At 52.0% G+C, this 20,726-nt stretch carries 17 protein-coding genes; 9 read left to right on the forward strand and 8 right to left on the reverse strand.

Annotation, left to right across the window (positions count from 1 at the left end; all coding sequences use genetic code 11):
• The first annotated feature begins 22 nt into the window (after positions 1 to 22).
• The 4 genes from GNT65_RS01090 (at position 23) to GNT65_RS01110 (ending at position 4,306) form a co-directional block, all read left to right on the forward strand.
• Positions 23 to 1,426 carry a DUF3570 domain-containing protein gene (locus GNT65_RS01090; RefSeq protein ID WP_244952071.1) on the forward strand — a complete coding sequence of 468 codons (1,404 nt, stop codon included), beginning with the start codon at positions 23 to 25 and terminating at the stop codon, positions 1,424 to 1,426.
• Between the two features lie 92 nt (positions 1,427 to 1,518).
• Positions 1,519 to 2,394 (forward strand): FAD:protein FMN transferase, encoded by an 876-nt coding sequence (locus GNT65_RS01095; protein ID WP_420853490.1) that lies wholly within the window; start codon positions 1,519 to 1,521, stop codon positions 2,392 to 2,394.
• Positions 2,395 to 2,665: 271 nt separating this feature from the next.
• On the forward strand, positions 2,666 to 3,574 hold the full coding sequence (locus tag GNT65_RS01100) for an AbiJ-NTD4 domain-containing protein (RefSeq protein WP_160793292.1): 909 nt from the start codon (positions 2,666 to 2,668) through the stop codon (positions 3,572 to 3,574).
• 138 nt (positions 3,575 to 3,712) lie between these two features.
• On the forward strand, positions 3,713 to 4,306 hold the full coding sequence (locus GNT65_RS01110; RefSeq protein ID WP_160793293.1) for a hypothetical protein: 594 nt from the start codon (positions 3,713 to 3,715) through the stop codon (positions 4,304 to 4,306).
• Positions 4,307 to 4,465: 159 nt separating this feature from the next.
• Here GNT65_RS01110 and asnS read toward each other — a convergent pair whose 3' ends face one another.
• Positions 4,466 to 5,866 carry an asparagine--tRNA ligase gene (gene asnS / locus GNT65_RS01115; protein ID WP_160793294.1) on the reverse strand — a complete coding sequence of 467 codons (1,401 nt, stop codon included), beginning with the start codon at positions 5,864 to 5,866 and terminating at the stop codon, positions 4,466 to 4,468.
• 246 nt (positions 5,867 to 6,112) lie between these two features.
• On the opposite strand from asnS, the gene GNT65_RS01120 reads away from it, so the two are divergent.
• The gene (locus tag GNT65_RS01120) at positions 6,113 to 6,448 is read left to right on the forward strand and encodes a hypothetical protein (protein WP_160793295.1); all 336 of its coding nucleotides are present in this window, start codon (positions 6,113 to 6,115) and stop codon (positions 6,446 to 6,448) included.
• A gap of 162 nt (positions 6,449 to 6,610) precedes the next feature.
• Here GNT65_RS01120 and GNT65_RS01125 read toward each other — a convergent pair whose 3' ends face one another.
• Both GNT65_RS01125 and pabB read right to left on the reverse strand, forming a co-directional pair.
• Positions 6,611 to 7,192, reverse strand: a complete 582-nt coding sequence (locus GNT65_RS01125; RefSeq protein WP_160793296.1) for a CoA pyrophosphatase — start codon at positions 7,190 to 7,192, stop codon at positions 6,611 to 6,613.
• A 9-nt stretch (positions 7,193 to 7,201) separates the two neighbouring features.
• Positions 7,202 to 8,623, reverse strand: coding sequence for an aminodeoxychorismate synthase component I (gene pabB / locus GNT65_RS01130; protein WP_160793297.1), 1,422 nt, complete (start codon positions 8,621 to 8,623; stop codon positions 7,202 to 7,204).
• A 127-nt stretch (positions 8,624 to 8,750) separates the two neighbouring features.
• Here pabB and GNT65_RS01135 point away from each other — a divergent pair, with 127 nt between their 5' ends.
• From GNT65_RS01135 to GNT65_RS01145, 3 genes are all read left to right on the forward strand, one after another.
• Entirely contained in the window at positions 8,751 to 10,274 is a 1,524-nt protein-coding gene (locus GNT65_RS01135; RefSeq protein ID WP_160793298.1) for a fumarate hydratase, read from the forward strand.
• A gap of 175 nt (positions 10,275 to 10,449) precedes the next feature.
• Positions 10,450 to 12,495, forward strand: a complete 2,046-nt coding sequence (locus GNT65_RS01140; protein WP_160793299.1) for a dipeptidyl-peptidase 5 — start codon at positions 10,450 to 10,452, stop codon at positions 12,493 to 12,495.
• Between the two features lie 471 nt (positions 12,496 to 12,966).
• Positions 12,967 to 13,395 (forward strand): GFA family protein, encoded by a 429-nt coding sequence (locus GNT65_RS01145; RefSeq protein ID WP_160793300.1) that lies wholly within the window; start codon positions 12,967 to 12,969, stop codon positions 13,393 to 13,395.
• Between the two features lie 92 nt (positions 13,396 to 13,487).
• Here GNT65_RS01145 and GNT65_RS01150 read toward each other — a convergent pair whose 3' ends face one another.
• The 4 genes from GNT65_RS01150 to adhE form a co-directional block, all read right to left on the reverse strand.
• On the reverse strand, positions 13,488 to 14,114 hold the full coding sequence (locus tag GNT65_RS01150; RefSeq protein ID WP_160793301.1) for a hypothetical protein: 627 nt from the start codon (positions 14,112 to 14,114) through the stop codon (positions 13,488 to 13,490).
• Positions 14,115 to 14,201: 87 nt separating this feature from the next.
• Positions 14,202 to 14,525, reverse strand: coding sequence for a hypothetical protein (locus GNT65_RS01155; RefSeq protein WP_160793302.1), 324 nt, complete (start codon positions 14,523 to 14,525; stop codon positions 14,202 to 14,204).
• 296 nt (positions 14,526 to 14,821) lie between these two features.
• The gene (locus GNT65_RS01160) at positions 14,822 to 15,487 is read right to left on the reverse strand and encodes a 2OG-Fe(II) oxygenase (protein WP_160793303.1); all 666 of its coding nucleotides are present in this window, start codon (positions 15,485 to 15,487) and stop codon (positions 14,822 to 14,824) included.
• A 239-nt stretch (positions 15,488 to 15,726) separates the two neighbouring features.
• Positions 15,727 to 18,345 (reverse strand): bifunctional acetaldehyde-CoA/alcohol dehydrogenase, encoded by a 2,619-nt coding sequence (gene adhE / locus GNT65_RS01165; RefSeq protein ID WP_160793304.1) that lies wholly within the window; start codon positions 18,343 to 18,345, stop codon positions 15,727 to 15,729.
• 337 nt (positions 18,346 to 18,682) lie between these two features.
• On the opposite strand from adhE, the gene GNT65_RS01170 reads away from it, so the two are divergent.
• On the forward strand, positions 18,683 to 19,318 hold the full coding sequence (locus tag GNT65_RS01170) for a YchE family NAAT transporter (protein WP_160793305.1): 636 nt from the start codon (positions 18,683 to 18,685) through the stop codon (positions 19,316 to 19,318).
• A 59-nt stretch (positions 19,319 to 19,377) separates the two neighbouring features.
• Here GNT65_RS01170 and GNT65_RS01175 read toward each other — a convergent pair whose 3' ends face one another.
• On the reverse strand, positions 19,378 to 20,703 hold the full coding sequence (locus GNT65_RS01175) for an anti-phage deoxyguanosine triphosphatase (RefSeq protein ID WP_160793306.1): 1,326 nt from the start codon (positions 20,701 to 20,703) through the stop codon (positions 19,378 to 19,380).
• Positions 20,704 to 20,726: the final 23 nt, after the last annotated feature.

Genomic DNA, 20,726 nt, shown 5'->3' on the forward strand with positions numbered 1-20,726 from the left:
TAAGGAAGATCGCTTGAGCGACATGAAGGACAGGCCGACACCAAATCAACTCAGGACAGTAGAAAGCGCCTCGCCAGAAAGCGAGTCTGTGATGGCATCCCTGCTGATGGCCAGCAGTCTGTTTCTCGGTGTCGGCGCGGCACTGACCAGTGACAGTGCGCTTGCGGGAGAGCAAGCCGCCGAGACGCGCGAGAACGCAGCAGAAGAGGAACAAGCGAGCGATCCGCTCGCCGGCGCGACCATAGATGCGGCCCTGGTCTACTATCAGGAGCAGGACAGGGTCACGGCGGCAGAAGGGATCATCAACTACCGCCAGGCGCTGGATGACGCCAATATCATACGCGGTAAGATCGCCTTGGACGCCCTGACCGGCGCCTCGGCCAATGGCGCGGTGATCCAGGCTCGCCCCCAAAGCTTTACCCGGCCTTCGGGTACCGGCGTCTATCAGGCAAGGGCCGGAGAACTGCCGCTGGATGACACCTTCAAGGATACCCGTTTGCAGCTCAGCGCCAACTGGCAGCATCTCTTCTCTGCCAAGTGGCAGGCCAGTCTCGGTGGGTATCTCTCTCGCGAATATGATTACACCTCACTCGGTGTCAATGCCGGGCTCGAGCACTCCTTCAATCAGAGTAATACCCAGGTGTTTGCCGGCGCGGCCTACTATTTCGATATCGTCAATCCTGTGGGCGGACGGCCCGTTGGAATGAGTGAGATGGTGTTTCGTAAAGACTTTGCCAGCGAGGCAGAGTTTAGGCAGGCGTTCGATGCCACCCGCTTCTATGAGAGTGCCCTAAAGCGCACATTCGATTTTAATGTGGGCGTCACTCAGACCCTGAGTCGTCGCTGGCAGGCCCAGGTGAGCTATGGCCTCTCGGCCGTCAATGGTTATCTTAACGACGCCTACAAGGTGGTTAGCCGGGTCGATAGTGGAGGGCAGGCGCTTGGCTACCACTATGAGCAGCGCCCCGACGAGCGGCTTAAACACAACCTCTATCTCATGACCAAGGGCGCCCTAGAGAGCGGCACGCTGACCTTTTCCTATCGCTACAGTGATGATGACTGGTCGCTGCAGGCCCATACCTTCGACGCCCGTTACCGCTACAACCTAAGCGGCGCCGCCTATTGGCAATGGCAGTTTAGGGCCTATCTACAGGATGCGGCCGAGTTTTATCACCTCTATCTCACCGAGGGGGAGCCCTTGCCCGAGTTTGCCTCGGCGGATCATCGTCTGGGTAAGATGCAGACCTATACGATAGGCGTCAAATATGGCCAGAAGTTAGAGCAGGGGATGCTGGCCAGTGTACGTCTCGCCTACTATCAACAACGCCCACAAAACCCGGGTGTCGAGCTGCCAGGTGAACTCGCCAGTTTCGATCAGTTCCCCCACATCGATGCCATAGTGCTGCAATTGGGAATGAGATTTTGAGCCTAGTCTCGGTAGAGGGTTTAAGCCTGTCACCACTGCTTGATGAGGCAATTGTTGAGGAGCATGCCCGCGCCGGACTCAAGGGCGAGTTTATGGCCATGGCCAGTCGCTGTGAATTCCTGGCGCATCCTAAGCAAGCAGGAAGTAAGGCGCAAGGGGGACAATCTGTAAGTGAGCGAGTCGCTCAGGCCTTTGACCGCGCCATGGCCGAGGTTAAGCGCATCGAGGCTAAGTACAACCGCTTTAGCGAGAGCAGCGTATTAACTCAGCTAAATTGCGGCGCCGGAGACTGGCAAGCGATCGACGAGGAAACTCTCGGGCTACTCAGGTTTGCCGAGCATTGCTATCGGCTCAGTCAGGGCAAGTTTGATATTACCGCCGAGCCCGTATTGGCCCTCTGGCCATTCGGCGTTGGGGAGAGTGTAACCACGCCGAGTGACAGCCAGATAGAGGCGGCGCTTGCACATGTAGGCTTCGAGCGGCTTATTATCGAAGATAACCACCTTTTTCTACCTTATGGCATGGGGATAGATCTTGGCGGGATCGCCAAAGAGTATGCTGCCGACAGGGCCATAGAGGTGTTGACCGGTGAGCTGCCCGAATATGATCTCTTAGTGAACCTAGGCGGCGATATGATCGCCTCTCCCGGCTGCGAGCGCCCCTGGCAGATAGGCATTGAAGATCCCCATGCACTCGATTCCGCTGCCAGGGTGGTGACGCTGAAATCTGGCGCGCTGGCCACCAGCGGTCACTCCCGGCGCTATCTGCTTCACCAAGGTAAACGTTATGGCCATATCATCGATCCAGGCACTGGGTACCCGATAATTGGCGCGCCGCTGTCGGTCAGCGTATTTGCCCCTCAGTGTGTGGTGGCGGGTATGCTGGCGACCCTGGCCATGCTACAGGGGGAGGAGGCCGAGAGCTTTCTCGCCGGTCAGGGGACCATGCACCATATCATCCCTGGCTAGCTTTTCATGACTAACTTTTCATGATTAGCTTTTCATGACTGGTTTTTCACGATTAGCCTTCAGGTATTTAAGGTGCGCTAGCGAGTCAATATCAGCGCTCACTTTGCCCATTCTGGCGCTAGTTGATACGACATGGCTTTGGTGCTCGTTTATCCGGCAGGATTTTGGTAGAGTGTTTAAAAATCAATAACTTTAGTTTAGTAAGTCATCAATAATAGGTTTATCAGATGCGCATGCGCACTAATAAAATGTTAATCCAATTTAGGTAACTATGAAGTACTTTAGTGATCCAGAAAGAGGCGCTTTGCCTCAAACAAAAAATGAAATTCCGCACAATGTGTGGCTTGGACTGACCGCTTATATTCAAGGTCTAATTGACACTGGGGGTTTTGGGGAGAAGTTCCCTGAGCTTTGCCCTGATGGTCAAGGTTGTTATGGAACTAATGAAAAAATGTTTTCATCAGCACTTCAAGCGGAAATTTTAGAGATTGAATATCCTTTTGTAACAGAGCAAGAAGAAGACGCAGATTGTTGGGTTTCTAAAAAAGTACCATTCACACCTAGCTATCTAGATGTACTTGATCTTATTCAGTTCTGTTATATCAATGTCAGTAAGCCTGTGCTGGGTCATTATCATCAGTTTTACGGTCATCATCATATCGCTTCATTTGATATTCAAACTGCACAAAGTGAATTCTTAAAAAAGATTAATACCATTTTTACCCGAAACGGTTTGGCTTATGAGTTGCTTGGGGATGGTCAAATTGTCAGGGTTGTGAGCAGCTCGCTTACTTCAGTTATTCAGAAGACTCAAAAAACGTCAGAGCAAGCACTGAATGATCTACTTGAGCATGCAAACACAAAAATTTGCAACCCTGATGTGCGGGTTAGATATGAAGCTTTGAAAGAGCTCTGGGATGCGTTTGAGCGTATAAAAACGGTCTCTAATCCAGAGAATAAAAAGCAATCAATGACTATTTTGCTAGACAGCTGCTCGTCTGATACAGAGTTTAGGGCTGAACTTGAGGAAGAAGCGAGAAAACTAACAAGCATAGGAAATACGTTCTTCATCCGTCATTCAGAAATGAGTCAGGTAAAGCTTTCTGACAGTGACCATATTGAGTATTTATTTCATCGGCTTGCAAGTTTTATGTCACTGCTAACGAAAAAATTGGGGTAACAAACTGTTTAAGAGTGATTCGCAACGCATGGCATTTTTACTATGCGTTGCGTTCAGTGTTTAAGGTGACCTGCGGAGGCTTCGGTATTGCGTTGCTCACACCTTAACAGGGCGTTAAGTTTCTTTATCGAGATCGACATGGAAGAAAAAGTAAAAGCGTCATGGGAAAAGGCACTTCACCCTGAGACGCTTAAAACAAATATTATTACCGCCTCTATATTTTCGATGGCCTTCGAAATGCTCAAGAGCAGCGTTGTTGAAAAGATAGAAGGTTTTTTTACAAATGGATTTGACGGAAATGGGATGATTGTTAGTCCTGAATATAAAGAAAAGGTGCTTAGCCTAAACAGAAGTCCTCTCTACGCATCATTGAAATGGTTGCAAGATATGCATGCAATTGATGATAAAGATTTAGAGAGATTCGAACATATTAAAAGGTGTCGTAATACCTTAGCTCACGAAATGCTCACTTTTGCCTCGTCAGGTGTAGACTTTGATGTCGCTGAAGTGTTTGAAGAAATGGTCGGTTTACTTAGAAAAATAGAAATTTGGTGGTTTGAAAACTTAGAAATGGCTATAGACCCAGATGCTTACCCCGAAGACCTAGACTTAGAGCAGGTGATTCCCGGCCCTGTATGGAGTCTTCAAATGCTTATTGACGTTGCGCTTGGGCCAGAGGAAGAAGCTCGAAAATATTATGATCACTTTGTCGCAAGTGCAGACAAAACTTAACAAGCGCAAGTTGTCGGACTGGTTTTCTGCTGCGCTCCAAATCAGCTGCAAATGCGGGCGTTAGCCCAAAGAAATTGCTATCTGAAACTTACGCCCATAAAAAAAACGCCCAGTAGGGCGTTTTTTTAATGCATAACTTGCTTTAGAAGTTAGCCGGCTCTAGAAGTTTGCTGATTTTGGCGCACGTGGGAATGGGATCACGTCGCGGATGTTCGATACGCCGGTCACGTAAGAGACTAGACGCTCGAAGCCCAGACCGAAGCCTGAGTGTGGCACTGTGCCGTAACGGCGCAGGTCACGATACCACCAGTAATCTTCCTTGCTCAGGCCCATCTCGTCCAGACGGGTATCTAGTACGTCAAGACGCTCTTCACGCTGGGCACCACCGATGATCTCACCGATGCCAGGAGCCAGTACGTCCATGGCCGCAACCGTCTTGCCATCTTCGTTAAGACGCATGTAGAAGGCCTTGATATCCTTTGGATAGTTCTTCACGACAACAGGTGCCTTGAAGTGTTCTTCCGCCAGGTAACGTTCGTGCTCAGATTGCAGATCGATACCCCATTCGACATCGAATTCGAACTTCTTGCCGCATGACTTGAGGATCTCGATGGCGTCTGTGTAGTCTACCTGAGCGAAATCGCTGTTGACGAAGCTTTCTAGACGCTCGATAACTGTCTTGTCGACGCGCTGGGCGAAGAACTCGAGATCGTCGCGGCGCTCGTTAAGCACGGCGCGGAAACAGTACTTCAGCATGCGCTCGGCCAGGCCGGCAACATCGTCTAGATCGGCGAAGGCCACTTCCGGTTCAACCATCCAGAACTCCGCCAAGTGACGGCTGGTGTTTGAGTTTTCGGCGCGGAAGGTCGGGCCGAAGGTATAGATCTTAGACAAGGCACAGGCGTAGGTCTCACCGTTTAGCTGACCCGATACCGTCAGGAAAGATTCCTTACCGAAGAAGTCTTCGCTGAAATCGACTTTGCCATCGTCGGTGCGTGGCAGGTTTTCCAGATCCAGTGTCGAGACGCGGAACATCTCACCGGCACCTTCACAGTCGGAGGCGGTGATCAGCGGGGTAGATACCCAGATGAAGCCTTCTTCGTTGTAGAAGTTGTGGATGGCATGAGACAGGCAGTTACGTACACGGGCCACGGCGCCGATGATGTTGGTGCGTGGGCGTAGGTGAGCCAGTTCGCGAAGGTGCTCGATTGAGTGACGCTTGGCCGCCATTGGATAGGTATCAGGATCATCAACCCAACCTGTAACCTCAACCTTAGTCACCTGCATCTCAAACGCTTGACCCTTACCTGGGCTTTCTACCACTTCACCTGTCATCACGACAGAGCAACCGGCCGTGAGGCGTAAGATTTCGTCGTTATAATTGTCTAAGCTATTTGGCACAACGCCCTGAATGGGATCAAAACAGGAACCATCATATACGGCAAGAAAAGAGATGCCGGCCTTGGAATCTCGGCGAGTTCTTACCCAACCGCGTACGGTAACTTGCGAACCAACCGCAAAATCACCCTTAAATACAGAAGCGACAGATGCAATGCTCATTGTTGCTTAGTTCTCCAACGAAACGTTTTATTAAAAATTTTGGAGGTTTATATTACCTTGCTGGTGGCTTTTCTCAAGGGAAAAACAGCAGATAGCTTGGCCTAAGGGCAAATAAAATGGGCATTTCAGCTAAGGTAGGCATGAGCGCCGGGAAAAAGCGGCCTTAATCTGCTGTTTATCTGCGAATGGTGTTAGGCTGGAAAGCTTGTTATGCTTAAAATATGGTCAGCTAATTCAGGGGGCTAGATGAAAAAAGTCAAAATTTTCCAGATTTTTTTAGGCACCTTGTCGATCTTAGGTTGGTCCCTGGCCGTGTACGCCTTGCTCCTCTTTGGCGAGGCCAGACCGGATCGCGCCGTGGGTTACTTTCTCAGTAAAGGGGCCAGTGTGCGTCTCTCCTGGGATCCCACCATCACCCTGAGGCTAGAGTATGTGATCTGGAGCTGCGCCGCCATCAGCCTGGTTAACCTGGCCTTTAATTTCTACGTGGCCCACCATAGCCGCATGGGCTATTGGTTCAATATCCCGCTGCTCCTGTTAACCTCCACCGCGGCAGGTCTCTATCTTAAGTTCTTTGTCTAGTTATTTGCCTAGTTCTTAGCTGCACATTTACTTTCACAGTATTCACAGTATTCACAGTATTCACTGTTTGCTGGCGCATAAATGCCATGAAGCTTTCGTAGGGTGGGCTAGCTGGGGCTTAGATCTTATTTGGAGTGGGCTTAGCTTTTGTTTGAAGCGGGTTTAGATCGGTTGTTCATTGCCTATCTGGCGGCAGAGCCTGTCTATCATAGCGGCGGTGGCGCCCCAGATAAAATAGTCGCCATAAGGGATGAAGTAGACGGGGTAAGTTACGCCGCGGCGGGAAAACTGTTTCTGAATGCGATTGGTGGGATCAAGAAGAAAGCTCAGGGGCACGCTGAACAGCTCATCCACCTCGCCGGGATCTAGCACAGGTTCGAAGGCTTCTCTCACCACACCTATGATGGGCGCGATGGCAAAGCCGGTGAAGGTGTTAAACATGGGGTATTGGCCCAGCACCTCGACATTATCTCGCGGTAGGGCGATCTCCTCAAACGCCTCTCGCAGGGCGGTGTCGGCGTAACTGGCATCACTCTCTTCGACCTTACCGCCGGGAAAGCTTATCTGCCCAGGATGGGCCCTGAGGTGAGTGGGCCGGCGAGTGAGTAGCAGCTCGAGTTCGCCACTGGCTTCCATCAGAGGAACGAGCACGGCGGCCTGTCGCAATGTGCGATGTATCTGCGGCCCTGTGTCTGTGGGCAGTAGGTGCAGGTTGTAGCGCCGTTTAAACTCGTCCAGTGTCATATACGCTCGTTAGTTACTCAGTACGGGGAGGATCTTACTCACCTTATCATAACTCTCCTGATATTCGGCATCGACCTGTGAGTCGGCCACTATGCCGCCGCCCGCCCAGCAGTAGAGGCGAGGGGCCTCGGCCACCAGGGTGCGTATGGTGATGCTGGTGTCCATCTGTCTGTCCTGGCTGATATAACCGATGGAGCCACAGTAGAGGCTGCGACGGGATGGCTCTAACTCTTCGATGATCTCCATGGCGCGGATCTTTGGCGCGCCAGTGATAGAGCCGCCGGGAAAAGCGGCCCTTAGCAGATCGCAGGGGCTGTTGGGGGCGGCGAGGTTTGCGGTAACTGTGCTCACCAGGTGATGCACCGCCGGAAAGCTCTCGATGGCAAACAGATGGGGCACCCGCACGCTACCAGGGCTTGCCACCTTGCCGATATCGTTTCGCAGCAGATCTACGATCATCAGGTTTTCGGCGCGATCTTTCTCCGATGCTGCCAGGGCTGCTGCGGCGGCCTTATCTGCTTCTTTGTTGCTGGATCGCGCCATGGTGCCCTTGATGGGCTTGGTCTCTATGGCATCGCCCTTAAGCTTGATGAAGCGCTCCGGCGAGATGGAGAGGATGGCGTGTTTTTCCAGGCGGATAAAGGCGGAGAAGGGGGCCTTGTTGCTGGCCCTGAGCTTCACGTAGGCCTGCCACTCATCGCCGCGATATTCGGCCTCGAAGCGCTGAGTCAGATTGATCTGGTAGCAATCGCCGCTGTGCAGATAGTCCTGCACACGGTCAAACTTCTCTTTGTATTCGTCCTTAGTGATCTGCGCCTGCCAGTCGCGGTTTAGGGCAAACTTCTCATCATTGGCTGCTTCGCTTGACCGCGAACTTAACCTTGCCTCTAGGTCAGCTAGTCGTTCTTTAAGCGCCGTTTCACTTCGGTAGTGCACCAGAGACCATGTCTGACTCTGGTAGCAGAACAGCAGCGCCCAGTCATAGAGGCCGACATTCATCTCGGGCAGCGCGATATCCTTGGCCGCTGTGGCAGGAAGCTTCTCTATGCGTCTGCCCAGGTCATAGCTAAAGGAGCCCAGGGCGCCGCCGCTGAAGGGCAGTTCACAGGCATGCGGAGTCGGGAAATAGTCGGCTATAGCGGCTTGCAGTATCGAGAAGGGATCGTCCTGGCTAGTTTCATCAGTTTTTTCACCACGAGAAGTCGTTGCTAAAGGATGCAGATGCCTGGTATCGGTCACGCCGTCTCGACAGGTGATGGTGGCTAGGGGATCGAAGCTGATGATGTCGTACTGGGCGTCAATATGCTCGGCGCCGGCGGAGTCCAGCAATATGGCCCAGGGCAGGTGAGCGAAGCGATCAAATACCTCAATGGTGGAGAGTTTCCAGTCTAACTTTTGCAGTGCAACGCCTTGAGTCGACGAAAAATCCATCGATAACCCTTATCTAAAATGTGATGTTCCCCTAAAAGTCGCGAAAGAGTATCATATTGTGAACGGATTCAAAAAAAATACGCGACCCTGCAAAAGGGCGGTGAATAACCAAACTGTGAGTAAGGAAATGTCTGTGACAATAGAACAGCCCATCATTAAGCAAGCGGACCTCATCGAGAGTGTCGCCGACGCTCTACAATATATCTCCTATTACCACCCTAAAGATTTCGTCGATGCCATGGCCGAGGCCTATGAGCGTGAAGAGAGTGCGGCGGCAAAAGATGCTATCGCGCAGATCTTGATCAACTCTCGTATGTCTGCCGAAGGCAAGCGCCCGCTGTGTCAAGACACAGGTATCGTGACCTGTTTTGTTAAGATCGGCATGGGCGTCAAGTGGGACAAGACAGACATGACAGTGCAGCAGATGGTAGATGAAGGGGTAAGACGCGCCTACACCAACCCAGATAACCCGCTGCGCGCCTCTATCGTTGCCGACCCTGCCGGTGGCCGCAAGAACACCAAAGACAACACGCCATCTGTGGTGCACGTCGAGATGGTGCCGGGCAACCATGTTGAAGTCGCTATCGCCGCTAAGGGCGGTGGATCGGAAAACAAGTCTAAGATGGTGATGCTTAACCCATCAGACGATATCGCCGAGTGGGTCGAGAAGACGCTACCGACCATGGGCGCCGGCTGGTGTCCACCTGGCATGTTGGGCATAGGCATCGGCGGCACCGCCGAGAAGGCTGCCGTGATGGCCAAAGAAGCCCTGATGGATCCTGTCGACATTCACGAGCTACAGGCCAAGGGCGCCGAAACCGCCGAAGAAAAGCTGCGTCTGGATATCTTCGAGCGCGCCAACAAGCTAGGCATTGGTGCCCAGGGCCTTGGTGGCCTGACTACCGTGCTGGATATCAAGATCAAATCGGCGCCAACCCACGCGGCCTCTAAGCCTGTTGTGATGATCCCTAACTGCGCCGCGACCCGCCATGTACACTTCCACCTCGACGGCTCAGGGCCAGCCGAGCTGGAGACACCTAAGCTGGAAGATTGGCCAGAGATCACCCGTGAAGCGGGCGAGGGCGTACGCCGCGTGGATCTCAATACCGTTACCCAAGCTGACATCGAGCAGTGGAAGAGCGGAGACGTGCTGCTGCTAAACGGTAAGATGCTTACCGGTCGTGACGCGGCCCACAAGCGCATTCAAACCCTTATCGAGAGCGGCGAAGGCCTGCCTGAGGGCGTCGATTTCACCGGCAAGTTCATCTACTACGTGGGCCCTGTTGATCCTGTGGGCGGCGAAGTGGTTGGCCCTGCGGGTCCAACGACGGCGACCCGTATGGATAAGTTCACCGACCTGATGCTGGATAAGACAGGCCTGATGGGCATGATAGGTAAGGCGGAGCGTGGCCCGGCCACTGTCGCGTCTATCAAGAAACACAAGGCGGTTTACCTGATGGCCGTGGGCGGCGCCGCCTACCTGGTGTCTAAGGCGATCAAGAAGTCGCGCGTGGTGGCCTTCGAAGACCTAGGTATGGAAGCCATCTATGAGTTCGACGTGACCGATATGCCGGTGACCGTTGCCGTAGACAGCGAAGGGGTTAATGCCCACGAAACCGGCCCTGCGACCTGGCGTGTCAAACTTGCCTAACCCAGAGTAAAGCATGAAGAAATGGGCGGGCTTAGGTGAGTCAGACGACTTGCTTAACCCCCCATTTTTGTTTAGTGTCTGTTGCGTATTTTGGCGACACTTTTTGGCTTTAGGCGCCATTTCTTAACATTAAGCATTGTCGCCTTGCCGTTCAACCATAAAGATGACTATAACAATGAAAAAAACTGCAATCATACTTTCCTTGGCAACAGCCGGTCTGGTTTCTGGCGCTCACGCCGCAACACCAGAGCCTTTCAAGGTACAACACCTGGTTAAAATGAATAAGCTGCATTCCAGTGCACTGTCAAATGACGGCACTAAAATCGTATATGCAGTTAAAAAATTTGATGATAAAGGCGAGGCGCAATCTGACCTTTATCTTCAGTCGCTGACCGATGGCAAGGTAAAACGCCTGACCTCGGCCAGAGGCACCGAGCATAGCGTCGCCTTTAGTGCAGACGATAAGAAGATCTACTTTCTGGCGGCGCGCGATGGCAGTTCACAGCTGTATGAGCTGGCACTCGATGGCGGTGAGGCGGTTAAGATCTCTAATCTACCGCTGGACGTAGAAGGCTTTAAGCTGTCTCAAGATGGCGCTCAGGTCGTGATGAACATGCGTGTCTACCCTGAGTGTGACACCTTGCAGTGCACCGCCGACAAGCGTGAGCAGGAAGCCGAGCGTAAGTCTACCGGCCGCGAATACAAGCAGCTGATGGTGCGTCACTGGGATACCTGGGGCGACCACAGCCGCAGTCACCTGTTTGTGGCAAAACTAGACGGCAAGATGATCGACAACGCCGTGGACGTCACTAAAGGCCTGGATACCGAAACCCCGCCGCTGCCATTTTCTGGTATGGAAGAGGTGACTTTTACTCCAGACGGTAAGTATGTGGTCTACAGCGCCAAGGCGCCGAGCAAGTCACAGGCTTGGGAAACCAACTATGACCTGTGGCAGGTCTCTGTGCTGGGCGGTGAGGCGAAAAACCTGACCGAGAGCAACAAGGCGTGGGACGCACAGCCAACCTTCTCGGCCGATGGCCGTTACCTGGCGTATCTGGCCATGAGCAAGCCCGGCTTCGAGGCGGATCGTTACCGCGTCATGCTGCGTGACACTGTGACAGGCCAAGAGAAAGAAGTGGCGCCGCTGTGGGATCGCAGCCCAAGCTCACTGACATTCGGCGCCGATAACCGCACTCTGTATGTTACGGCGCAGGATCTGGGCCAGGTCAGCATCTTCGAGGTCAACACGCAATTTGGTGACGTGAAGACGCTGCACAACGACGGCAGCAACAGCATCCTGGGTGTGACCGGCGACAAGATTGTCTTCAACCACAAGAGTCTGGTTGAGCCGGGCGATCTCTATACCATGTCTCTCGACGGTCAGAACGTAAATCGCCTGACCGAGGTGAACAAAGACAACCTGGCCAAGATCAAGTTTGGCGAGTTTGAACAGTTCAGCTTCAAGGGCTGGAACAACGAAGAGGTCTATGGTTACTGGATCAAGCCTGCTAACTACAAGCAAGGTAAGAAGTATCCCGTTGCCTTCCTGGTACACGGCGGCCCACAGGGCTCATTCGGTAACTCATTCAGCAGCCGCTGGAACGCTCAGCTGTGGGCGGGTGCCGGTTACGGTGTGGTGATGATCGATTTCCACGGCTCTACCGGTTATGGTCAGGCCTTTACCGACTCTATCTCTAAGGATTGGGGCGGCAAGCCGCTGGAAGATCTACAGAAGGGTCTGGCTGCGGTTACCGCGCAGCAGAAGTGGCTAGATGGCGACCGTGCCTGCGCCCTGGGCGGCTCATACGGCGGTTACATGATGAACTGGATCCAAGGCAACTGGAACGACGGCTTCAAGTGTCTGGTTAACCACGCGGGTCTGTTTGACATGCGCTCTATGTACTATGTGACCGAAGAGCTGTGGTTCCCTGAGTATGAATTCGGCGGCACCTACCAGGACAACAAGGCATTGTTCGAGAAGTTTAATCCGGTTAACTATGTCGATAACTGGCAGACACCTATGCTAGTTATCCATGGTGAGAAGGACTTCCGCGTGCCATACGGTCAGGGTCTGGCGGCGTTCAGCTTCATGCAGCGCAAAGGGATCCCGTCTGAGCTGCTTATCTACCCAGATGAGAACCACTGGATCCTTAACCCAGACAACCTGGAGCAATGGTACGCCAACGTCCTGGGCTGGATGGATCGCTGGACCGAGAAGTAAGCCGAGTTTAAGACTCGCAAGATGTGGGTGATAATTTAGTCACCCGATCATAAAAAAAGCCAGAACTGAGTTCTGGCTTTTTTTGTGTAAGAAAGGGATTTATTGCTGCACTCTTCAAATGCTGATCTCAAAGGAAAAACGACGGCCTTGTAAATCAGCCTGTTAGAATAGACGGCTTATGCGTGTAACGGCATAATAATCAAGCCGAGTAGCGGCACGATAATAAATGTGAGTAATCTGATCCGCTCAGGGGACACATGTACAATACTTGTTGGTATCTGCTTTATGCTACTCATGGTATGCACAAAGAGGAGCGTGCTTGATTTAAGTCGCCGATGTCTTAAATAGTGATGCTGGCATATGCACCATCTAGGAGGCGAATAGCTTTTGCGCGATCCATTCGAACAATCGAAACAGTCCGCCTGGAAATTCCCTTAAACAAAACTGCTAGTGTCAGGAGAGTTAGTCAAGATGAAAGGTAAATGTCTGTGTGGAGATGTCGAGTTTTACATAAGCGGACCTCTTCCTCATTTCTATCAGTGTCATTGCTCTTTATGTAGAAAGTTGTCTGCTTCCTCGTCAGATACAGCCACATTTCTTAATAGAGAGCAATTTACATGGATTAAAGGTGAGTCCATTGTTAATTCATACATCACTGAAACCGGTTATCGTTCCGATTTCTGTAGCAAGTGTGGCAGCACAGTCCCTCACCTGATGAGTAATAAAAAACAGTATTGGATTCCTGCTGGATTACTCGATGATGCTAAAGATAGCCGTGTCGTTGCGCACCTTTTTGTTGAGTCTAAAGCCAATTGGGACAATATCGGTGACAGCGGAACACAATTTGAAGAGATGCCCGATATGGAAACCCTGAATAACGTATTGCAGAGATCAAATTGACGGTCACTATCGGCGCGTAATTCTTCAGGAAGGCCCTGTTAAATTGAGAGCGTCATCTCCGTCAGCGGAACCTCTGATAAAGTCTGAAAAATCTATGTCGCTCTCCAAAGTGGTCGATCGAGATATGCGGCCAACTGTTTAGCGCTCGCTTCGATTTCTAACTCGCTGCCGTGATCCATCACATTGGCTCGCTCACCATTGCGAAAGACCAGATTAAGCTCATAGCTGAGATAAGATCGATTGTTAGAACGTATAGACTCTCTGATGAGCTGCAACGCATGGATGTCGCTGAGTCGTCCCTGGCGACTGGCATCACCTCTTTTCGAGCCATTGTAGCTTTTGCCGCAAAAATAGGTACCTGAGGCTTTATCGAAGGTTATGTGCTTCTTGCTGGACAGCATCAAGAGGCTAACCCCGATGAATAGGGCGCCGAGAATCGCCATGGCGATGCCACCACCAGATTCACCTTCGATGAACAGGGTGGGACTGGCGATGAAAAATATCCCTAAACCGGGTAGCAAAAACATCGAATATAGAATGAGGGCCGTCACGGAGTGTTTAATGACAATTCGGCCTTTGGTCTCGACCATATCTTGTGTCTTAAAGTTTGCGCCGCCAGATTTCAACGGATCCCAGCAAGTTTTCTCGGCAACAGGGTCATCCGTGTCAGCTAATTTCAATTCGAATTTATTGACTCTTATGTCCTTAATGGCGCTCATGGGCGTTTCCTTCTATGACAATACTCCTTAAGTGGAGAGTGTCTGGCTATGGGAGTATTAGGCTGGAGTCTCGATTGACGGCATCAGTTATGACTTGTTATCTGCCGTGCTCGCTATCTGTATATACATCGCCTGTGGGGCGCTCTCAAATGTGGCTGAGACGACCTCCCTGGCGATTGATTCTAGGTGAGCAACGCTCTGATCGCGTACATCATCTGCGCTAAACACAAGCGTTACCTGTGAGAGATCGCCATTGTAGATCTCGAAACCAACTTGCGCGTCCCAGCCGTATTTTTCCTTAACAAGGTTTTGTGCCTTTTGTTGCTTATTCAACATATCTTTTAAGCCGTTTGCGGCATCACAAGCAACAAGCATCACACTCATAATGAGTAAGCAAAGGATCCTTTTCATGTAGCATTCCCTATCATCTATCACCTCCTAAGAAGTGCGTACCTTGCTCGGCGCACCTAGCCAGCTTTGTTAGCAATTTTTAGAGGGGATAATTCATTTTTACAATAACTTAGCACCGTCTTTGGCTGGTTGCCAATAGGTTGACTTGGGTAGAAGATGGCAGATTTGCCGAGCGAGACTGCAGGTGGGGTGCTCGCTGTGAATTTGAGCTCGAGATTTGATGCCGCTCGGCGCCCAATTTCCTCTTACTTATATCTAAAGGGAATTCAGGCGCTGTAGCCTAGATACTGTAATGCTTAGTGCCCCGGCATGCCGTCGTTGATGCGATACCAAGAGGTGAGGCTGTATCTGTCGTGGTGCGACAGGGAGACCTCGTGAGGGAAGCGTTCGCTCAAGAAGATCACCATGGTGCCGAACCTTGGCTCGACCACCTGGAAAGGCTCTATCTCGTCGCCTTCATACATGAGTAGCTCTCCTCCGTGGCCCGGTTGCCAGTCTGGATTGAGATAGAGGATACTGGTGAGTTTGCGGTTGGTCTGACCACGAAAGGCATCTAGGTGGCGTTTGTAGAAGGCCCCGGGAGCATAATAGGCCAGCATGGCTTCCTGATCGAACAGACCCAGATAGAGGTAGCGATTGACGGCGAGGCGCAGCCGCTCAGACCAGGCAAAATAGGCCTGGGTAAAGTCCATCGTCTCGTTGAGCCAGCAGATCTTGTCCCGGCGAATCGATTCTATGACCTGTTGGTCTTGCTGGCGGCCGATGGCCGCGGCCTTAAAGTCCTCCTGCCTAAGACCCGTTATCCCGTTTAGCAGTGCCTGCAACATGGGCTGTGGAAAGAGATCATGTAGCACAACATAGCCTTGGGTTGCGAGTTGGTCGCAGACGTTGGCAAGCTGGGTATCAAAGTTTTCTAAATGAAAGTGATTTAAATCAAAGTCTAATTCTAAGTGCGCGGTCAATGGGATAAGACTCCTAACTCGGGGTGAAGCCTTATAGCCTTTTGCTGGCAGCCTGACTAACTAATAATTTTTATGGTTAAGGTAAAAAGCTTTTTCATTAAATTATTTGATTTTAAATCAACAGAGTAACTTAGGCTTTGCGAAGGTGAGGTAAAGAAAAAGGTGCTCTTAGAGCACCTTTTTACTTGTCACTTTACTTGCCAGTTAGGATAACTGGCATCGGCGCGAGTCATCTAAGGTTAGACTGCGTCTTGATACTTCTTACCATAGAAGCTGGCGGTGAGTATCGCCTTAAGCTCTGCGATTAGTGGGTATCTTGGGTTGGCCCCGGTACACTGATCGTCGAAGGCGTCTTCGGCAAGCTCGTCGAGCTTGGCGAAGAAGTCGGCTTCGTTGACGCCTGCTTCTTGGATAGAAGCCGGAATGCCAATCGTCTTCTTGAGTTCATCGATTTTTTCAAGCAACGCTTCCACTTTTTCTTCATCGCTGATGCCTTCGCCTGTAGCGCCTTGTAATTTCAGATGTTCAGCTATCTTTGCGTAACGACAAAGGGCCTTGGGTCGATCGTACTGGCTGAAAGCAGCCTGTTTGGTTGGCAGATCGGTTGCGTTGAATCGGATCACATTGCTGATCAGCAGGGCGTTAGCTAAGCCGTGAGCCAAGTGGAACTCGGCGCCCAGCTTGTGTGCCATAGAATGACAGATCCCCAGGAAGGCATTGGCGAAGGCGATACCGGCGATGGTGGCACCGTTGTGCACCTTCTCGCGCGCCACAGGAGCCTTAGCACCCAAGGTGTAGGCGTCTGGCAGATGTTTAACCAGTAGATCCAGCGCCTGTAATGCCTGACCATCGCTGTATTCGTTAGCCATCACGCTGACATAGGCTTCGAGCGCATGGGTGATGGCGTCGATACCACCGAAGGCGGTGAGAGACTTAGGCATATCCATGACCAGGTTAGGGTCGACGATCGCCATGTTGGGTGTCAGTTCATAGTCGGCGATGGGGTATTTCATGCCAGTCTGCTCGTCGGTAACCACGGCGAACGGCGTCACCTCTGAACCTGTGCCCGAGGTAGTAGGGATCGCTACCATCTTGGCCTTCTTGCCTAATTTGGGGAACTTGTAGATACGCTTACGAATATCCATGAAGCGCAGCGCCAGGTCGGCAAAATCGACTTCTGGGTGTTCATACATGACCCAGATGATCTTGGCCGCATCCATTGGCGAGCCACCACCGAGGGCGATGATCACGTCGGGCTGGAAGCTCTTAGCCACGCTGGCACCTTGGTTAACGATGGCGAGGGTTGGGTCGGCCTCTACCTCGTAGAAGACCTCGGTTTCCAGACCCTGAGACTTTAAGATCTTGATGGTCTCATCGCAGTAGCCGTTATTAAACAGATACTTGTCTGTCACGATCAGGGCGCGTTTCTTATCGTTTAGCTCTTCGAGTGCGATAGGCAAGCTGCCGCGGCGGAAATAGATAGAGGAGGGGAGTTTATGCCACAGCATATTTTCGGCTCGCTTAGCGACAGTTTTCTTGTTGATTAGATGGCTAGGACCAACGTTTTCTGAGATGGAGTTACCGCCCCAAGAGCCACAGCCCAGGGTGAGTGATGGTGCCAACTTGAAGTTGTAGAGATCGCCTATGCCGCCCTGAGAGGCCGGGGTGTTGATCAGAATACGTGCGGTTTTCATGCGATAACCGAAGGTTCTTACCCTCTCCGTCTGAGTGTCCTGATCGGTATAGAGGCCAGATGTATGACCTATGCCGCCCAGTGTCACTAAGGCTTCGGCCTTATTTAGCGCGTCGTCGAAATCACTGGCGCGGTACATGGCCAGTAGCGGAGAAAGTTTCTCGTGAGCAAAAGCCTCGGCTTCGCTGATCTCAGATGCCTGACCGATAAGCACCTTAGTGCTGGCAGGTACCTTGATGTTGGCCATGGCGGCGATGGTTGCCGCGCTCTGACCTACGATGTCGGCATTGAGCGCGCCATTTTTAAGGATCACCTTCTGCATCGCCTTGGCTTCTTTGGCCGTGAGGATGTAGCCGCCGTGGCTGGCGAAGCGCTCTTTGACCGCGTCATAGATGGCATCGACCACGACCACGGCTTGCTCTGACGCGCATACCACGCCGTTATCGAAGGTCTTGGACATCAGGATTGAGCTGACCGCACGTTTGATATCGGCGGTCTCGTCGATAACGATTGGGGTGTTACCGGCGCCAACACCAATTGCTGGCTTGCCTGAAGAGTAGGCGGCCTTCACCATGCCCGGGCCACCTGTGGCCAGGATCAGGTTGATCTTGTCATGGGTCATTAGCTGGTTGGACAGGGCAACGCTAGGCTCATCGATCCAGCCGATGATATCTTTCGGCGCGCCGGCTTCAATTGCGGCATCGAGCACCAGTCGGGCGGCGGTCGTCGTCGATACCTTGGCTCTTGGGTGTGGTGAGAAGATGATACCGTTGCGGGTCTTAAGGCTGATCAGCGCCTTGAAGATGGCGGTAGAGGTTGGGTTGGTTGTCGGCACTATGCCGCAGATAAGGCCCACGGGCTCGGCAATGGTGATGGTGCCGAAGGTTGGGTCTTCCTCTAAGATGCCACAGGTCTTGTCGTCCTTATATTTGTTATAGATGTATTCGGAGGCGAAGTGGTTCTTGATCACCTTGTCTTCCAGCACACCCATGCCGGTTTCGTTGGCTGCCATCTTGGCCAGTGAGATGCGGGCATCGGCCGCGGCCAGGGCGGCGGCGCGGAAGATTTTATCCACCTGCTCCTGACTAAAGTTGGCAAACTGTGCCTGGGACTTGGCGACCCGTTCGACCAGTTGGTCGAGTTCCTGTTGGTTGCTAACAGTCATAATATGATCCTTGGAAAAAAATTTAGCGAAAATCGGTTTTGGCTAAATTCTCTTGTTGGCCAAATTTGCTTTATGAAGGAAAATTACACTTTGAGCGGCTTGATAACCGTGATCTTCGCCGCAAAACCGCTTGTTAATGTAATAAAATAACATTGTGAGCGCAATGTGACGGTTTTCACAGCAGTAATTTTAGTCCTGTAAAAATAGAATATTTAAGTCAAAGTTGTGAAATGTGATAGAAAATCTCGTTTTTCCAGGCGAGGGCAATACTGTACAGTATGCGTTTTTCAACCATACTGCTTTTTAACCGACTAAAACGTCACTTGAGGAGATGACATTGGATTTAACACTCTATGTTAAATTTTTTCTTGGTTTGGTAGCGATAATCAACCCCATAGGTTTGCTGCCCGTGTTTGTGAGTCTGACCAGTCACCAGACGGAAGCGGAGCGTAACCATACGGGTAAGGTCGCTAACTTTGCCGTGGTAGTGATCCTGCTGGTGACCATCATCGCCGGTCAGCATATCCTCAACATGTTTAGTATCTCGCTGTCGGCCTTCAGAATAGCGGGTGGTACCCTGATCGCCATCATCGCCATGTCTATGCTGCAAGGTAAGCTGGGTGAAGTGAAGCGTAACCAGGAAGAAGACCGGGAGGCCTCGGGCATGGAGTCGGTTGCCGTGGTGCCTTTGGCCTTGCCTCTGATGGCAGGCCCTGGTGCGATTAGCTCGGTGATCGTCTCGGCGGCGCAGCATAACACCTTTAGTGACCTCATCGGCATGTCGATCACTGTTGTGCTCTTCGGCCTCACCAGCTTCACCCTGTTTCGAATGGCGCCGGTGATCTTTAAACTCTTGGGTAAGACGGGCATTAACGTGATCACCCGTCTCATGGGTCTGTTGATGCTCTCTATCGGTATCGAGGTGATGGCGGCCGGCTTCAAGGGCTTATTTCCCAGCCTGATAGGCAGTTAAGGATCTCTAGATAAGAAAAACGCGCCTGTGGCGCGTTTTTTTATGTCTGACTTATGTCGTCATTGTAGGTCGATCAGGGAGCCCGCCTTGGCGCTAAACAGGTGTTGGTGTAGGCGGGCGGCAAACTCGTCCGTCATTCCCGAGATATAGTCGGCGATCACCCGGTTGCAGTTGCCTTGCTGCCGGGCCATCTGCTGCCAGCGCTCCTGGGTATTGAGGGGTAACAGGCGCTCTGGATCCGAGGCGAAGGCCTCGAACAGTTCCATCACGATCTGCTGGCCCTTGTACTCTAGCATCTGGATTTCCGGCTTGCGGATCACCCGCTTGTAGACGAATTGCTTGAGTACATGGAGTGCCTCGGCGAAGGGGCCTTCCAGCCGAGCGTTGTACCTTAGTAGTGGCTCGCTAAAATTTGGATTCTCATCGATTAAGATGGCGGTGACGAAACCATTAACCAGGGTACCTATGGCATCTTTCCGCAGGTGATTCTCCAGTGCGAAAAGCTTATCGCCTATGGCGGAAAACTCCTTGGCAATCCAGTCATCCTGGCTGTCTGCCAGTACATTGGCCACGTCCTGTTGCCACATGGCCTGGGTGACGATCCCCATGACGATGGCATCTTCGAGATCGTGAATGGCGTAAGCGGTATCGTCCGCCAGCTCCATGATGGAGCAGTCTAGCGACTTGTGGCGGGTGCGTCTGTGTTGATCCCTTGCCACTGACTCTGCCGAGACGAATAGTTCTCTGTCGTTAATCGATAGCGGCTCAAGCACCCAGTCGAGCACTGACTTGTCCTCATCGAAGATCCCTTTAACTGGCCGCCACTGGCTGGGCTTGAGCTGGCGATAGCTATCGACGTCCGGCCTTGGCTGGGACTGATACAGTTCGGCATGGCTCGCAGGATACTTGAGGATCCCTAATAATGTGCGCCGGGTGAGGTTCATGCCAAAGTGTTGGGTATAGGGCTCGAGCGCCGTGAGGATCCTGAAGGTTTGCCCGTTTCCCTCGAAGCCACCGTCGCCGCGCATCATATAATTGAGTGCTATCTCGCCGCCGTGGCCGAAGGGTGGGTGGCCGATATCATGGGCCAGGCAGAGAGACTCTATCAGGCTCATGGAGTCGAGCAGGTGATGCAGGTCTGGGTATTTCTGCTTGAGCTGGGCGCAGATCCCTGTGCCTATCTGGGATACCTCTAGCGAATGGGTGAGGCGGGTGCGGTAGAAGTCGTTCATGCCGACCCCTAACACCTGAGTCTTGGCCTGTAGGCGCCTGAAGGCAGCCGAGTGCAGAATGCGGGCTCTATCGCGTTGATAGGGGCTACGGTGGTCGTTGCGCCTGAGTTTCTCTTCGCCCAAGCGTCTTTCATGCCAGATGGCAGATGTCATATGCTCTCCTCTTTGGCAGACTT

Origin of the sequence: Shewanella insulae, from assembly GCF_009831655.1 — a bacterium.
GTDB classification, from domain to species: domain Bacteria; phylum Pseudomonadota; class Gammaproteobacteria; order Enterobacterales; family Shewanellaceae; genus Shewanella; species Shewanella insulae.

Bases quoted from the DNA above. Each gene is read 5' to 3' on its own strand.
- GNT65_RS01135 (WP_160793298.1), top strand. From the start codon at position 8,751: ATGTCTGTGACAATAGAACAGCCCATCATTAAGCAAGCGGACCTCATC.
- GNT65_RS01150 (WP_160793301.1), bottom strand. From the start codon at position 14,114: ATGAGCGCCATTAAGGACATAAGAGTCAATAAATTCGAATTGAAATTA.
- GNT65_RS01090 (WP_244952071.1), top strand. From the start codon at position 23: ATGAAGGACAGGCCGACACCAAATCAACTCAGGACAGTAGAAAGCGCC.
- GNT65_RS01110 (WP_160793293.1), top strand. From the start codon at position 3,713: ATGGAAGAAAAAGTAAAAGCGTCATGGGAAAAGGCACTTCACCCTGAG.
- adhE (WP_160793304.1), bottom strand. From the start codon at position 18,345: ATGACTGTTAGCAACCAACAGGAACTCGACCAACTGGTCGAACGGGTC.
- GNT65_RS01095 (WP_420853490.1), top strand. From the start codon at position 1,519: ATGGCCATGGCCAGTCGCTGTGAATTCCTGGCGCATCCTAAGCAAGCA.
- GNT65_RS01175 (WP_160793306.1), bottom strand. From the start codon at position 20,703: ATGACATCTGCCATCTGGCATGAAAGACGCTTGGGCGAAGAGAAACTC.
- GNT65_RS01100 (WP_160793292.1), top strand. From the start codon at position 2,666: ATGAAGTACTTTAGTGATCCAGAAAGAGGCGCTTTGCCTCAAACAAAA.
- GNT65_RS01145 (WP_160793300.1), top strand. From the start codon at position 12,967: ATGAAAGGTAAATGTCTGTGTGGAGATGTCGAGTTTTACATAAGCGGA.
- GNT65_RS01120 (WP_160793295.1), top strand. From the start codon at position 6,113: ATGAAAAAAGTCAAAATTTTCCAGATTTTTTTAGGCACCTTGTCGATC.
- GNT65_RS01155 (WP_160793302.1), bottom strand. From the start codon at position 14,525: ATGAAAAGGATCCTTTGCTTACTCATTATGAGTGTGATGCTTGTTGCT.
- asnS (WP_160793294.1), bottom strand. From the start codon at position 5,866: ATGAGCATTGCATCTGTCGCTTCTGTATTTAAGGGTGATTTTGCGGTT.
- GNT65_RS01140 (WP_160793299.1), top strand. From the start codon at position 10,450: ATGAAAAAAACTGCAATCATACTTTCCTTGGCAACAGCCGGTCTGGTT.
- GNT65_RS01125 (WP_160793296.1), bottom strand. From the start codon at position 7,192: ATGACACTGGACGAGTTTAAACGGCGCTACAACCTGCACCTACTGCCC.
- pabB (WP_160793297.1), bottom strand. From the start codon at position 8,623: ATGGATTTTTCGTCGACTCAAGGCGTTGCACTGCAAAAGTTAGACTGG.